The sequence below is a fragment of the Burkholderia sp. AU32262 genome, assembly GCF_020419985.1.
In the GTDB taxonomy this organism is placed as follows: domain Bacteria; phylum Pseudomonadota; class Gammaproteobacteria; order Burkholderiales; family Burkholderiaceae; genus Burkholderia; species Burkholderia semiarida.
The window spans coordinates 182,385-195,952 of sequence record NZ_JAIZRS010000012.1 but is presented as its reverse complement, the minus strand read 5'-3'; the positions used below and the strand labels follow the sequence as shown (position 1 = coordinate 195,952).

General features: G+C 65.7%; 10 protein-coding genes and 1 pseudogene. 6 read left to right on the top strand and 5 right to left on the bottom strand.

The genetic code is table 11. From position 1 onward, the window contains the following. Positions 1 to 1,218: an acyl-CoA dehydrogenase family protein gene (locus LGN10_RS16800; RefSeq protein WP_226224332.1), complete on the top strand. Its 1,218-nt coding sequence runs from the start codon at positions 1 to 3 to the stop codon at positions 1,216 to 1,218. A gap of 54 nt (positions 1,219 to 1,272) precedes the next feature. On the opposite strand, the gene LGN10_RS16795 is transcribed toward LGN10_RS16800, so the two are convergent. The 4 genes and pseudogenes from LGN10_RS16795 to LGN10_RS16780 form a co-directional block, all read right to left on the bottom strand. Beyond that, the gene (locus LGN10_RS16795; RefSeq protein WP_226224330.1) at positions 1,273 to 2,460 is read right to left on the bottom strand and encodes an LLM class flavin-dependent oxidoreductase; all 1,188 of its coding nucleotides are present in this window, start codon (positions 2,458 to 2,460) and stop codon (positions 1,273 to 1,275) included. A gap of 79 nt (positions 2,461 to 2,539) precedes the next feature. Next, positions 2,540 to 3,064 (bottom strand): c-type cytochrome, encoded by a 525-nt coding sequence (locus LGN10_RS16790; protein ID WP_226224328.1) that lies wholly within the window; start codon positions 3,062 to 3,064, stop codon positions 2,540 to 2,542. Then, positions 3,057 to 4,313, bottom strand: coding sequence for a sulfite dehydrogenase (soxC, locus tag LGN10_RS16785; protein ID WP_226224326.1), 1,257 nt, complete (start codon positions 4,311 to 4,313; stop codon positions 3,057 to 3,059). The genes LGN10_RS16790 and soxC overlap by 8 nt, the downstream gene beginning before the upstream one ends. Positions 4,314 to 4,445: 132 nt before the next feature. Continuing rightward, a pseudogene (locus LGN10_RS16780) lies at positions 4,446 to 5,630 on the bottom strand (porin). A gap of 489 nt (positions 5,631 to 6,119) precedes the next feature. On the opposite strand from LGN10_RS16780, the gene LGN10_RS16775 reads away from it, so the two are divergent. Together LGN10_RS16775 and LGN10_RS16770 are read left to right on the top strand one after the other, a co-directional pair. Further along, positions 6,120 to 6,464 (top strand): DUF3088 domain-containing protein, encoded by a 345-nt coding sequence (locus LGN10_RS16775; protein WP_006481897.1) that lies wholly within the window; start codon positions 6,120 to 6,122, stop codon positions 6,462 to 6,464. 51 nt (positions 6,465 to 6,515) lie between these two features. Continuing rightward, positions 6,516 to 7,505: an ABC transporter substrate-binding protein gene (locus LGN10_RS16770; RefSeq protein WP_226224324.1), complete on the top strand. Its 990-nt coding sequence runs from the start codon at positions 6,516 to 6,518 to the stop codon at positions 7,503 to 7,505. 161 nt (positions 7,506 to 7,666) lie between these two features. Here LGN10_RS16770 and LGN10_RS16765 read toward each other — a convergent pair whose 3' ends face one another. After that, on the bottom strand, positions 7,667 to 9,364 hold the full coding sequence (locus LGN10_RS16765) for a M4 family metallopeptidase (protein ID WP_226224322.1): 1,698 nt from the start codon (positions 9,362 to 9,364) through the stop codon (positions 7,667 to 7,669). A 613-nt stretch (positions 9,365 to 9,977) separates the two neighbouring features. Between LGN10_RS16765 and LGN10_RS16760 the strand changes: the two genes are divergently transcribed. From LGN10_RS16760 to tssF, 3 genes are all read left to right on the top strand, one after another. Next, positions 9,978 to 10,583, top strand: a complete 606-nt coding sequence (locus LGN10_RS16760) for a type II toxin-antitoxin system HicB family antitoxin (RefSeq protein ID WP_226224321.1) — start codon at positions 9,978 to 9,980, stop codon at positions 10,581 to 10,583. Positions 10,584 to 10,597: 14 nt separating this feature from the next. Beyond that, positions 10,598 to 11,011 carry a hypothetical protein gene (locus LGN10_RS16755; protein WP_226224319.1) on the top strand — a complete coding sequence of 138 codons (414 nt, stop codon included), beginning with the start codon at positions 10,598 to 10,600 and terminating at the stop codon, positions 11,009 to 11,011. A gap of 592 nt (positions 11,012 to 11,603) precedes the next feature. Then, the gene (gene tssF / locus LGN10_RS16750) at positions 11,604 to 13,484 is read left to right on the top strand and encodes a type VI secretion system baseplate subunit TssF (protein ID WP_226224318.1); all 1,881 of its coding nucleotides are present in this window, start codon (positions 11,604 to 11,606) and stop codon (positions 13,482 to 13,484) included. The last annotated feature ends 84 nt before the right edge of the window (positions 13,485 to 13,568 follow it).

Sequence of the window (13,568 nt, the reverse complement as noted above, 5' to 3'; positions counted from 1 at the left end):
ATGACTGCCCGTGACGCCGTCGATCCGCGTGAAGCATTGCGCGACGCGCTTGCCGCGCTGCCCGATCTCGCGACCGCGATCGGGCACGATGCCGCACAGCGCGAGGCGCGTCGCGAGTTGCCGTTCGAAGGCTTCGCGATCTTCCGGCGCTCGGCGCTGGGCGCGCTGCGGATTCCGGTCGCGCGCGGCGGCCTGGGCGGCACGCTGGTCGACCTGTTCGATACGATCGCGACGCTGGCGGCCGCCGATTCGAATCTCGCGCACGCGCTGCGCATCCACTACGACCAGACCGAGACGCTGCGGCTGTCGCCTCGCACCGCATTCAACGACGTGCAGCTCGAGCGCGTGCTGGCCGGTGCGATCTTCGGCGGCGCGTCGACCGAGCGCGGCACGTCGCGCCCGGGCGAGAACACGACCGTGCTGCGCCGCGACGGCGATCACCATCGCGTGACGGGCCGCAAATACTATTCGACGGGCACCGCGTTCGCCGATTTCGCGCGCATCAACGTGGAGAACGAGCAGGGCGACGCGCTCGCGGTGATCATTCCCGTGGCGCGCGACGGCCTGCAGGTGCTCGACGATTGGGACGGCATGGGCCAGCGCATGACCGCGAGCGGCAGCCTGCTGCTGAACGACGTGCAGGTGTTCGCGGACGAAGTGGCTCCGCGCGACGGATCGACGCTCGTCGGCCGTCATTGCGGCGCGCTGCGGCAACTTCATCTCGTCGCGACGGGCGCGGGCATCGTGCGCAACGTGGTGGCCGACGCGCGCCGCTATGTGCTCGCGCACGGCCGTCCCGCGCTGCACAGCCCCGCGCCGACCGCGCGCGACGATCATTTCGTCCAGCAGATCGTCGGCGAGCTGTCCGCGCACAGCCACGCGATCGATGCGCTCGTGCGAGAAAACGCGCGCGCGCTCGACCGCTCCGCCGACGCGATCGAAGCGGGCGCAGCCGATGCGGATGCGGTCGTGCTCGACAGCGCGCTCGCCACTGCCCGCACGCAACTGATCGTCAGCAAGCTCGCGCTGCATGCGGCCGAGCGGCTGTTCGAAGTGGGCGGCGCGTCGGCGACGGCGCGCACGCACAACTTCGATCGCCACTGGCGCAACCTGCGCACGATCTTCAGCCACAACCCGCTGCTGCACAAGGCACGCGTGGTCGGCGATTACGAATTGAACGGCGTGACGACGCACCTGACCGAAGGGCGCGTGTTCTGACGACGGCAGCCGCCGGCTATGGCGGTGCCGGCACGCCGCGTTCCAAATCCGGCTTCAACGCCGCAAGCCGGCTTCGCGCAGCAGCGGCAGCACGCGCTCGCCGAAGAAGTCGAGATCGGGCTTGAAGTCGTAGAAACTCAACTGGATACCGTCGATGCCCGCGCGGTGCAGCCGCACGATGGTATCGGCGACTTCGTCGGGCGAGCCGGTGATCGAGATGTTGCCGCCGATCGCGCGTGCGGCGGCCTGCGCACGCAGCTCGAAACCGCCGCGCCACGCGTGCGCGTCGCTGTCGAAGCGGTGGAAGCTTCCTTCGTCCGCATGCGCGACGATCGCGTCGCGGTACGCGCGCGCTTCGGCCGCCGTCTCGCGGCAGATCACGAGCGGATTGAGCAGCGTGCGGATCGCGCGGCCGCGCGCGGCGGCGGCCGCCTTCACGCGAGCGGTGTGCGCGGGCAGCGCGTCGATCGCGCGTTCGGCGTCGGGGCCGGCCGGGCTCGTGACGAACACGATGTCCGAATAGCGTGCGGCGAACGCGATGCCCGCGTCGGAGCCCGTCGCGTTGATCAGCAGCGGGCGGCCATAGCGCGGCTTCGGCGTCACGAATGCGCCGCCCAGCCGCCAGCTCGACAGTTCCGGCGCGTAGCTGAAATTATCCGGTTGCGCCCACAACTGCTGGACCGCGTCGAGGAATTCCGCGGCCATCTCGTAGCGCCGGTCGTGTTCGATCCGGTTCCAGCCGAACATCTCGTGCTCGATCGCGCGGTGGCCGGTCACCACGTTGATGCCCCAGCGTCCACGCGAGATGTGGTCGAGCGTCGCGGTGAACTTCGCGAAATGGAGCGGATGCCACGGCCCGTAGAGCACGTGGCTCGTCGCGACGAGGATGATCCGCTCGGTGCGCGCGGTCAGCGCGGCGAGCGTCATGAACGAGTCGAGCGCCTGACCGTCGAACACGCCGCCGTAGCCGCCTTTCGGCAGCCACTGCGACAGCGCGAACACGAGATCGAAGCCGAGCGCTTCGGCGCGCGCCACGAGATCGGCGTTGTAGTCGAACGTCCAGTCGGTCGAGCGCGGCAGCGTCGATGCGCTCCATCCGCCGGCCTGGATCGGCAGGAACAGCCCGAGCATCAACGGCTGCGCGAGCGTGCGCGACACGGGGCTGTCGGGGAAATCCGCCGGCGAATGCACGTCGACGAACGGCGACGGCGCGAGCGGGGCGGTGACGGAGGAGTCGCTCATCACAGGGTCCTTGCTGAAAGGTGCGGCGCGACGCACGCGGGTGCGCGGCTCGATGCGGCGACGAGCGGTGCGGGACGCGTCATAGCTTGCCCGGCCTCGGATCGGGCACGAAGCCGTCGCGGTTCGGCATCCGCACGCGCGGCAGCGTGCGCGCGTCGAGCCGGGCGTCGCCGGGCACGATGCCGTTCAGGTGGAGAACATACGCGGTGACCGCATAGACGTCGTCCGCGCTCAGCGATTGCGGCGCGTTGTACGGCATCGCCCGGCGAATGTAGTCGAACAGCGTCGTCGCGTAGGGCCAGTAGCTGCCGACCGTCTTTCTGGGCTTCGCGCTCGCGAGCGAGCCGATGCCGCCGACGAGTGCATCGCCGACGCCGCCTTCGCCGCCGGCGCCGTGACACATCGCGCATTTGTCGGCGAACACATGGCCGCCGCGTACGACCGTGCCCGCGCCGGGCGGCAGGCCGCTGCCGTCCGGCGCGACGTCGATGTCCCACGCGGCGAACGCCGCGCGATCGACTGGCTGCCCGAGGCCCAAGCCGGCGCCGAACGCGCCCGACGTCATCATGCAGGCCGCCAGCAGGCAAGCGAGCGGCTTACGCATTGCGCACCTCGCCGTCCGTGTCGACACGCCAGTTCTGGATGCCGTTGTAGTGGTACTGCGAGTTCAGGCCGCGCGCGGCGACGAGCGCGTCGCGGGTCGGCTGCACGTAGCCGGTCTCGTCGGTCGCGCGGCTTTGCAGGTCGGCCGGCTCGCCGCGCCACACCCAGTCGGCCTCGAAGCGCGTCAGCGCGCGGTCGCGTACGTCGCCGGCGAGCCGCGCGGGGCGCCACGTGCGGCCGCCATCGGTCGACACGTCGACGGCGCGAATCCGGCCGCGGCCCGACCACGCGTAGCCGCCGATCGTGTAATAGCCGTGCGCGGCGAGCCGATGGCCGGCCGACGGCCGCGTGATCACCGACTTCGCGTCCATCTCGAACACGAACTGCCGCGCGCAGCCGTCGGGCAGCAGGTTCGTGTATTTCGACGTTTCCTCGCGCGTCATCTCCGGCGCACGCACCAGCTTCAGCCGTCGCAGCCACTTGATGTTCGTGTTGCCTTCGAATCCCGGCACGATCAGCCGCACCGGGTAGCCGTTCTCCGGGCGCAGCCGTTCGCCGTTCTGCGCATAGACGACCAGCGCGCGCTCGAGGATCCGGTCGAGCGGCAGGCTGCGCGTCATCGCCGCGCCGTCCGCGCCTTCGGCGAGCAGCCAGCGTGCGTCGGGATCGATGCCCGTTTCGTCGAGCAGCGTCGACAGCCGGACGCCGCTCCATTCGCAGCACGACAGCAACCCGTGCGTGAACTGAACGGGCAGCCCGCTCGGGCCGTTCCATTCGCTGCCGGTGTTGCCCGAGCATTCGAGGAAGTGGATCCGCGATTCGGACGGGAAGCGCAGCAGGTCGTCGAGCGTGAAGACGCGCGGCTCGCGCACGAGGCCGTGCACGACGACGCGATGGCGTTGCGCATCGATGTCCGGCACGCCCGCGTGATGACGCTCGTAGACGAGCCCGTTCGGCGTGATGTCGCCGAACAGGTCGGCGAGCGGCGTCATCGACGAGCCGGAACCGGGTAGCGCAGGGGGGCGGGCGCTGCGACGGATCACGTCGCGCTCGTGCTGCCCAGGCATACCGTACGGTGGCGACAGCAGCGGCGCGCCGGGCGCGCGCGTCCACGGCGGCACGTCGAGGGGCGGGCTCGCGAGCGCGCCGCCGGCAGGCAGCATCGCGGCCGCCCAGCCGCCGGCGAGCTGACGCAGCGCCGCGCGTCGGCCGGCGCGCGGCGCACGGGGAGGGAAACGGGAATCGGTCATGGTCGAACGCGTGTCGCGCGCGGGGGCCGCGCGCTGAGAAACGATCATTTTCTGCAACCGGGCGCGGCGCGGCAAACAACGATTCCCGCTTTGCTTATCGTGACGATTGCGCCGCGCGCGATGCGCATGCCGTCAGAACTTCACGCGCAGCCCGCTGACGAACGCAAGCTGACGGTTCGTCGACGATGCGCTGCCGATGTTCGAGATCGCCGCGATCTTGCGATAACCGCCCGAGGTCGAGGTGCTCGCATCGCCGGCCGCGAGCTGGTAAATGCCCGACACGTAGATATCGGTGCGCTTCGACAGCGCATAGTCGAACCCGAGCGTGAACTGGTGCCAGCGCGGTTTCAGCGTCTGGCCGCTCGTGCCCGGCAGACCGCTCGCGCGCCCGTCGGTAAACGTATAGACACCGATCAGCGTGGCCGCCGGCGTGAGCTGGTAGCGCGCGTTCACGTCGTAGTTGTTGAACTTGCGCGACGAGCCGTCGAGATAGTCGAGCTGCGTGTGGCTCCACGCGAAGCCGAGCGTCGCGCGGCCAAGCGCGTAATTCGCGCCCACCGCGCCGATCTGCTGCTTCAGTACGCCGCCGTTCAGCCCGTAGAAGAACGCGCCGCTGTAGTCGTTGCCGGTGGTCGAGGTCGCACCGCCCACCGCGCCGCTCGTGTTCGACGTCGCATTCGGATGATTGAACCGCACATAGCCGCCGCCGATCGACAGCGGCCCGTTCACGTAGTTCGCCGATGCACCCCACGCGTTGTTGTTCGAGAATCCGGTGCCCGCGCCGCCATTGGCCTGGTTGCTGAACGCATAGAGCAGGTCGGCCGTGAAGCCGGCGATCGTGTCGCTGCGGAACTTCACCGCGTTGTTCAGCCGGAAGCTCTGGTTCAGGTTGTCGTTGTCGCCCACGTGCGTGGCCGGCGATCAGAAACCCGGCCCCGAGTACGGCGCGACGAGATCGGTGATCGGCTCGTACTGACGGCCGAACGTCAGCGTGCCGAGGCCTTTCTTGCCGAGGCCCACGTACGCTGAGCGGCCGAACAGGCGGCCGCCCTGGCCGAGTCCGCCGTCGCTCGGGCGGAACCCGCTTTCGAGCGTGAACACCGCCTGCACGCCGCCGCCGAGATCTTCCGCGCCTTTCAGGCCCCAGCGGCTGCCGCTCAGCTTGCCGCTCGTCTGCTGGATGTTGCTCGCGCCGCCCTGGTTGTTCGTATACGCGATGCCGGCATCGACCACGCCGTACAACGTCACCGAACTCTGCGCATGCGCGCCGACCGAACCGATCGAAACCAAACCCAGTACCACCGTTTTTTTGATCATGACCATCCTCTGTTTTTATCAGTACGTTTGTGAGGATCACGATGCTATTGACGATGGACGCGCCGATGAACGGCCGATCCGTGGTTTGTAATTCGCTGCGCGGCCGATTTGTAATGTGCGCTGCCGTCGGCCCGGCAGGTGCGCCGCGATCGCGTCCGGCGCGCCTGCTGCGGCGAACGCATCGCGCCGACCGCGAACGTCGCTCGCCGGAAATGCACGTATGCGGTCATATCGATCGATGAAATCATTCGATGTGCGCAATACCCGTCCTGTGCACGGCGATGCGTTTACGCAACGACCGCTAGGCGGCGAGCGGCCGATGCGCTATGCGCGTTCGCATATCGATTTCGCAAAACGTTGGTAGGGCCGTGCGGGGCGCAACGGTAGAGTCTGGCATCCGGCCGCGGGCCAGCATGCCTCGTGAGCGGCAAGGCGCTCGGCATGCGCGCTTGCCGATTGGGCCGATCAACGACAAAGGAGCCGTTTGACATGAGTCGCGATGTACTGTTTCTGCTGGAACCGGGCTTTGCCGATCCGAAGCATCCGGGCCAGCGCTTCGTCTGTCCGCATGGACTGCCGATCGAGGGGCTGCTGGCGAGCGCGCCCGATCTCGCGGCGCGCCTCGACGTGAAGCGCGTCGGCTTCGAGCGGCCGCGGCCTGCGGTGATCGACGCGCTCGACGACGCGCACCAGGGTCTGCCGGTGCTCGTGCTGGGCCGCGACCGGCCCGCGCCGGACGATGCGCAGACGCTCGGCGACGTGCGCTTCGTCACCGACGCGCGCCGCATCCTCGAACTGCTGGCCGAGCGCCACGGCTTTCCGGCGCTGCATTGACGCGGCGGTTTCGCTTTCCATCCTATTCCATCCGATCGACAGGAGCATCCGATGTCGTCAATGTCGGCAGTACGTCGCCGCCTGCTGCTTGCCGGCGCCGCAGTGGCGGCGCATCCATTGGCCGCGTTCGCCGCGCCGGCCGCCGACGCCGATCTGGCCGGCACGACGTTGCGCGTCGCGACCTACAAGGGCGGCTGGCGCGCGCTGCTGCAGGCAGCCGGGCTCGGCGACACGCCGTACCGGATCGAGTGGCGCGAGCTGAACAACGGCGTGCTGCATATCGAGGCGCTCAACGCGGACGCGCTCGATATCGGTTCGGGTAGCGAAATTCCCGCCGTGTTCGCCGCGCGCCAGAAAGCCAATGTGAGATTCATCTCGCGTGTGCGCGAAGACCTGAACAACCAGGTCACGCTCGCGCGCAAGGACACGCCGATTCGTGGCATCGCCGATCTGAAGGGCAAGCGCGTCGGCTACGTGCGCGCGACGACCTCGCACTATTTCCTGTATCGACAACTGGCCGAAGCCGGCCTGACCTTCGACGATATCCGGCCGATCAATCTGTCTCCGACCGACGGGCTGTCCGCGTACGATCGCGGCGACATCGACGCGTGGGCGATCTATGGCTACAACGGCCAGCTCGCGCGCAATCGCTACGGCGCCCGCGTGCTGAAAACGGGGAAGGGCTATCTGTCGGGCAATTTTCCGGTGTACGCGAATCCGCGCACGCTCGACGACGCGCGCCGCCGCGCGGCAACCGGCGATCTGCTGCTGCGGTTCCGGCGTGCGTATGCGTGGGCGAACGGGCATTTCCGCGACTACGCCATCGCGCAGAATCGCGAGACGCGCGTGCCGGTTGCCGATCTCGTCACGATGTTCGACCAGCGCAGCGAGGACTACGCGCTGCTGCCGGTGACGCCCGACGTGGTCGCCCAGCACCAGCAGGTCGCGGACGTGTTTGCCCGCATCGGCGTGCTGGACGGGCCGGCCCATGTCGCGCCGTTGTGGGACACGTCGTTCAATCCGCTGGTCGCGGCGGGATGATGCGAAACCCGCGGCGCCACCGGCCGCCTGTGCGTATAGGCGGCCGGTTGGCATGTTCCCGTCATTCACTCGAGCGCCGCGTGACGATGACCGAATGGCTTTGCTCCGAAGCAAGGCCCGCCACGCGCCGTCCGGCGATCGACGCGTTCACCCGCACGCCGTCAGTTCACCCCGACCGCGCTCCACGCGCGCGCGACCGTCGCGCTTTCGGCCGAGTTCACGCCGTACAGGTCATTCGCCGCCTGGATCGACGCACGCCGCGCGTTCGGGTAGCTCGAGTTGGCGTTCAGGTACACGGTCAGCGTCCGGTACCAGATCTTGCCGGCCTTGTCGCGGCCCAACCCGCTGAAGGTCGTGTCGCCGTTGCAGACCAGTTGTGTCCTCGACAGGCCGGTGTCGGTGGACGGCACCGTCGGCCCTTCCGACAGCAAGTAGAAGAAGCGGTTGCCGACACCCGACGTGAAATGCGGATCGTGGCGCGGATTCGACCACGAGAAGCCGCCGGACGGATAGCAACTGTACGACCGGCCGTCGAGATCCTGCTTGTACATCTTCCGCAGGCCGCCGCTCACCACGCGCGCCCCGATCACGTAGTTGCCGGGATCGTTCGGATTGTTCGCGTAGAACTTCACGAGCGTGCCGAAGATGTCGGACGTCGCCTCGTTCAGGCCGCCCGCGTCGCCCGAATAGTTCAGGTTGGCGGTGGCCTCGGTCACGCCGTGGCTCATTTCGTGCCCGGCAACGTCGACCGACACCACGGGTTTCGGCAGGCGCGTGCCCGGCTCGCCGTCGCCGTATGCCATCACGCGCGACGACAGCCATGCCGCGTTCGCGCCGGTCGTGCCGCTGCCGGTATTGAACACCACGTGGGCGTAGCTTTTCACGCCGCGGCCGTCGTTGAAGATGCCGTTGCGGTTGTGCGTGGTCTTGTAGTAGTCCCAAGTCAACGCGAGCCCGTAGTCGATGTCTGCCGCGACGGTCTGCCGGTCGGTGGTCGTATTGTTGCCCCACACGTTCGTGCTGCTCGTGAAGATCGGCAGGTCGGTCGCCTGTTCGACTTCGTCCGAGCTCAGCCCGCGGCCATCGTAGACGGAACCGCCGCCGCGGCCCGGGTCGAGCATCCGGTACGCGTTCGTGCCGGTCTGGTCCGTCGTGAGCGTCAGGTTGCCGTAGTACAGCGAGCGTCCGGTGCCGGTCGCGGCGGCGGTCTTGATCGGGTCCTGTGCGTCGAGCACGGTGCCGGTGCGTGCATCGACGTAGTACAGCACGGCGTCGCCGTGCGTGTCGGTCGCCTTGCCGTAGACGCGTACCGCATAGGCCAGCGTCGGCGTGACGTCGCGTGCGAACACGACGAGTTCCGGGTCGTCGACGCGGCGCACGTCCGAGTTGAAGCGCGCGGCCGCGATGTGCCTGGCCCGCGTCGCGCCTACGTCGGGTGCGTTGCGCACCACGGCGCGGTTCCCGACCTTGCCGATCGTGCCGGCGAGATTGATCGGTGCGAGCTGGGTCACGCTGGCCTGCTTCAGTTGCCCCTTGCTCGAGTGGACCACCACGTCGCCGCCTATCACGGGCAGGCCCGCATGGAACCGGTCGAAGCGCACGTGCTCGGTGCCGTCGGGATCGACGATCACGTCACGTACCTGGAACTGATCGCCATCGGTCGGTGCGGTTGCTTGCGGCCCCGCGAACTTCAACGTGCGTGCCGTGCCGCCGGTAGCCACACTGAAGGCGGCCGGGTTCTGCTGGATCAGTTGCAGCGCCTTGTCGACCGCGGCCGGCGGGTCGCCGGCCTGGGCAAAAGCGCTGAGACTCGCGATGGTAATCGCGGTGATGGGCAGCAGTCGAGACAGTTTCTTCATGTAATTCCCCAGGTTATGAATGGGTTTGTTCGAGGAATGCATCAAGTGATGACTTTTAAACAAGACATGTCGCGAACAGCAGGGGGATGCTAGGAGGTCGTTTTTATAATTACAAGATATTTTCTTTATTATTGATTTTTCATTTCGCTGCCGTTAATCAAGTCGGTATTTGGTGAGGAATTTTAAATGATTATGTCGGGTGCGGCGGGAATATCGGAGGCGGCCCACTGCGGTGGATAACGTCGAAACTTTGTGATATTCGGGCGAGGCAGGGTGTGATCAGATGAAGTACCCGGAACCCCGCGCCGGTGGGGTTTGCGCGGTTGGCCGTCGGTGCATCAAAAACGACCTATTTAGAGAGAGGCCGGCGGGGAGGGGACTGCGATTTCCGGGCCCCGGGGTCGGAGGCTCGTGCACCTGCCCCGGCCCCTAACCCGGCCCGGCCGGCCGGCCGACGTCCGCCCCCTGCCGGGCTTGCGGCCTCGCAGGAATACCCGAGACCGCCCCAACGGCCAGCGGCGCCAATGGCCTGCTATCGCGTCGGGGGGAGCAGATAGCACATTTTGCTATCATTCACCCGTTTGGTGATATCAATTTCTGATATCACCCACCCATGAAAACCAAACGCGCTCGCACGCTGACCGAGATCTATACGAAGCCAACCTTCGGCGGCATCGTGTGCGCGGATATCGAAGCTTTGGTTGTCGCGCTGGGCGGCAGCATTCACGCAAGCGCCGGGTCGCGCATCGCCTTCAAGCTGAACGGGGGGCGCCGATACCTGCATCGCCCGCATCCACGAGGCAAAGCGCTATCAGGTGGAGGAGGCGCGCGACTGGGTCAACGAATAGGGGATAAAGCCATGACCAACGCAATGACGTACAAGGGCTATTACGCTCGCGTCGATTTCGACGGCCGCGACAATATTTTTGTCGGGCACGTGCTCGGCGTCGACGACAAGATCAGTTTTCACGGTGAGACGGTCGCCGAGCTGACGCAGGATTTTCATGCGGCCGTCGACCACTATCTCGAAGAATGCGCACGCATGGGGCGATCGCCGCAAAAGCCTGCGTCTGGAAAGCTGATGCTGCGACTCAATCCTGAGACACACGCGGCCGTAGGCGTCGCGGCGGCCGTTGCAGGGAAGAGCGTGAATCAATGGTCGGAAGAGGTATTAGGGCGCGCCGCGCGCGAAGTGCTCGAACGTGCTGCACACGTCTGATAGAGGTCGGAAATATGACCCAAGATGTTCAATCGCGATGGCTGACTTGGCCGAAACGGGGGCTATACACGCTGACTAATGTGGGCCTCTTTGTCGCCGGAGCCGCGAACCTCTACGTTGGCACTCTCTCCGCTATCGAGACTAACGTCGCTGGTGCGGCGACGTCCCGCACTGCTGGCTTAGTATTGCTCTTTGCAGCAACGATCGATCGTTTCGAATCATTGAAGGGACTAGGTGTCGAGGCAAAAACCCGTCAGCTAGATGAAAAAATCAACGAAGCCGATGATGCTCGTGACAGACTTCGTGAGCTAACCGAATTGACCGGAGCGGCCATCGCTAATATTGGCATCAAGATGGGGCGTTGGGATTCGGTCCTCCCTCCACAAGAAGCATATCAAATCGCGCAGGGCGTTCGCGGCAAACACTGATGCGCATGGCCAGGCTCCTCGCCATCAAGACGCTCGATGACCTTTGCTACTGCCGACTTCGTTCTGCAAGCGAACACCATTTCCCGGGCGGGCCGGCGCATTCCTGCATACTGAGTGGTTGCCGATGGCGCCGGCCGCTGGGGGCGAGGAACGGGCACGTACTCGTTACAAAGATCGTTTGGCCCCACTGGGAGTTGGGTCGACGAGGAAAGCGTTCGCGATCGGTGCCTGCGAACGAGCGATATTGAGCGCAGGGCTGGCAATCGGTAAACAATCGTTAAACGGTCACGACGAACGAACGTGCTCTGCTGCGACGCCGACAAGTTTCGAGTGCGTGCCCACCGTTTTTGCTCGCTTGGCGATGGGCAACCGGACCTCCCGAAGCCCAGAGGGCTGTCACGAGGGCCATAGTGGCGACCCGCGCTTCATAAAATTGGCGGTCCTCATGGCTTGCGTATTTCGAGCATTCTGATTTGTTCGCCCCCGACTCGATAAATTCGAGATAAGCGTGCGCGGCGCCCGGTTAGAATCGCCGCGTCAACCTATGAGCACGGTACCGATTGACAGATCGGTGTGACCGTCTGAAAAGCGTATGGCCATCGAACCCGAGGATCTTCTACCGCATTTTGAGCGTGAGTTGGGTCTGCTGCGCCGCTCGACGCGCGCATTTGCCGAGCTTTACCCCAAAATCGCAGCTCGCCTTGCAATGTCCGGTGAGCACTCGGATGATCCACATGTCGAACGGCTGCTGCAATCGTTCGCGTTGATGTGCGCTCGGCACGACATCCGACTCGAAGATGAGGTGCCGGAGTTTACTCACGCGTTGATTGACTCAATCCACGGAGCGTTCCTGCGGCCGTTTCCGTCTTGTGCAATGGCCCAATTCCACGTGGATCGAGCCAGCAAGCAAGCCGAGCCGCGGCTTGTTCCACGCGGCACGCAACTGGTGGCGCCGAATAGCCGTCAGGTGTTCCGCACCGCCGCCGACGTCACGTTGGTGCCGTTGACGGTCTCCGGTGTACGTTACGCGACGTCGACCGTCGCGCCGATGCAAACCACACTGCCGCCCGACACGACGGGGATTTTGTCTTTCACCCTTGAGCTCACATCGCCGTCAACCCAGTTCTCGGATGCTCCGGACATGCTGCGGCTGCACTTGGCGGGGGAGAGGGAGGTGGTGGCCGCGCTCGCCGACGGCGTGCTGTTGCACGCCACGCGTGCCTTTGTTGAATTGGACGGCAACGGGCGCTGGCGTCGGATGGACATGCCGCTGACGGCCGCAGGTTTCGACGATGCCGACGCGCTGCTTCCGCCCCCTCGCGACAACACGATTGCTCCGTTTCATCTGCTGATGGAGTACGGCGCGTTTCCCGCTCGATTTGACAACCTCGATCTGAATTTGGCGCGGTTGAAACGGTTGGCGGTTGGCGCGCGCCGGATCACTTTGCATTTGGCCCTTGCCGGCATCCATCCGGACTCACGTCGCGCTCGACGGTTGGGCGCGGCGTCGACCGACAATCTCCGGCTTTTTTGCACACCAGTAGTCAACTTGTTCTCGAGCAATGCGGAGCCGATCGAAACGAAGGCCGGGCAAGCGTACTATCCGCTGAAACCGTTTTCGCTCAAGACCGCAGCCACGAGCGAGGTGTGGTCAGTTGATCAGGTTCGCATAACGACCGCCCGGGGCACCGCGATTTTGCCGCCTTTCGAATCTCTGCAGCACGCGTTTGACGCAGCGCCAGGCCTGTATTGGGTTGTTTTGCGCGACGAAGCCCGGCGCGCGCCGAGGCAGCCGTCCGAGCCCGCCAAGCCGGGACAGGAAGCGCTGCGCGGACAGGCAACTGGAGCGCGCGCAGACGGGTTGCGTGGCTTGGAACTCGCACTTGTGAATGCTCGCGGCGAGCCCGTTGATCCGGCCGCTCAGCGCCAACTCGACATCGTGCTGTCTTGCACAAATGGCAACCTGGCGGACATACGCGAACGCCAGTTGGCCGTGCGTGACGGGGACTCCGGCGACGAAATCGAGCTATTGGCGCAGCCCAGCGCAAGTCCCGCGCCGATGCTTCGCCGCGGCGAGCTGTGGGAATTGCTGTCGTGGCTGGTTCCGCAGGCAGTGCGGCTGAACGCCGAAGGCCTCAATGGATTCAAGCAGCTGTGCACCCGCTTCGGCAAGTTTGCCCCCGACGCCGGGCGGCGTTTCGACGCGCTCGTATCCCTGTCGACTGAGCGGGTGCGGCGCTGGTTGCCGGGCAAGCCGGCTTCAGCGTTTGTCCAAGGATTGGAGATCCGGCTCGTGATCGACGAGCAGCGTTTCGTCCAGTTCAGTCTCGCCGGATTGGGACGCGTAATGGATCGACTATTTTCCCCGTACGCTCCTGTCACCAGCTTCGTGCAAATCGTCTTGGTCTCGGCGGAGACCGGTGCGGTATTGCGACGCGGCGAACCCTGCGCCGGCACCCAACCACTTATTTGATTGGCGGGTGGAAAGGGTATCAGCAGGGAAATTGCAAAGGAATTTCAGGTATCTTTCGCTGGCAAACGTTTTGTCCTACAGTAG

Excerpts from the sequence above, each read along its gene's own strand:
- LGN10_RS16790 (WP_226224328.1), bottom strand. The coding sequence starts at position 3,064 with ATGCGTAAGCCGCTCGCTTGCCTGCTGGCGGCCTGCATGATGACGTCG.
- LGN10_RS16775 (WP_006481897.1), top strand. The coding sequence starts at position 6,120 with ATGAGTCGCGATGTACTGTTTCTGCTGGAACCGGGCTTTGCCGATCCG.
- LGN10_RS16770 (WP_226224324.1), top strand. The coding sequence starts at position 6,516 with ATGTCGTCAATGTCGGCAGTACGTCGCCGCCTGCTGCTTGCCGGCGCC.
- soxC (WP_226224326.1), bottom strand. The coding sequence starts at position 4,313 with ATGACCGATTCCCGTTTCCCTCCCCGTGCGCCGCGCGCCGGCCGACGC.
- LGN10_RS16760 (WP_226224321.1), top strand. The coding sequence starts at position 9,978 with ATGAAAACCAAACGCGCTCGCACGCTGACCGAGATCTATACGAAGCCA.
- LGN10_RS16795 (WP_226224330.1), bottom strand. The coding sequence starts at position 2,460 with ATGAGCGACTCCTCCGTCACCGCCCCGCTCGCGCCGTCGCCGTTCGTC.
- LGN10_RS16765 (WP_226224322.1), bottom strand. The coding sequence starts at position 9,364 with ATGAAGAAACTGTCTCGACTGCTGCCCATCACCGCGATTACCATCGCG.
- LGN10_RS16755 (WP_226224319.1), top strand. The coding sequence starts at position 10,598 with ATGACCCAAGATGTTCAATCGCGATGGCTGACTTGGCCGAAACGGGGG.
- tssF (WP_226224318.1), top strand. The coding sequence starts at position 11,604 with ATGGCCATCGAACCCGAGGATCTTCTACCGCATTTTGAGCGTGAGTTG.
- LGN10_RS16800 (WP_226224332.1), top strand. The coding sequence starts at position 1 with ATGACTGCCCGTGACGCCGTCGATCCGCGTGAAGCATTGCGCGACGCG.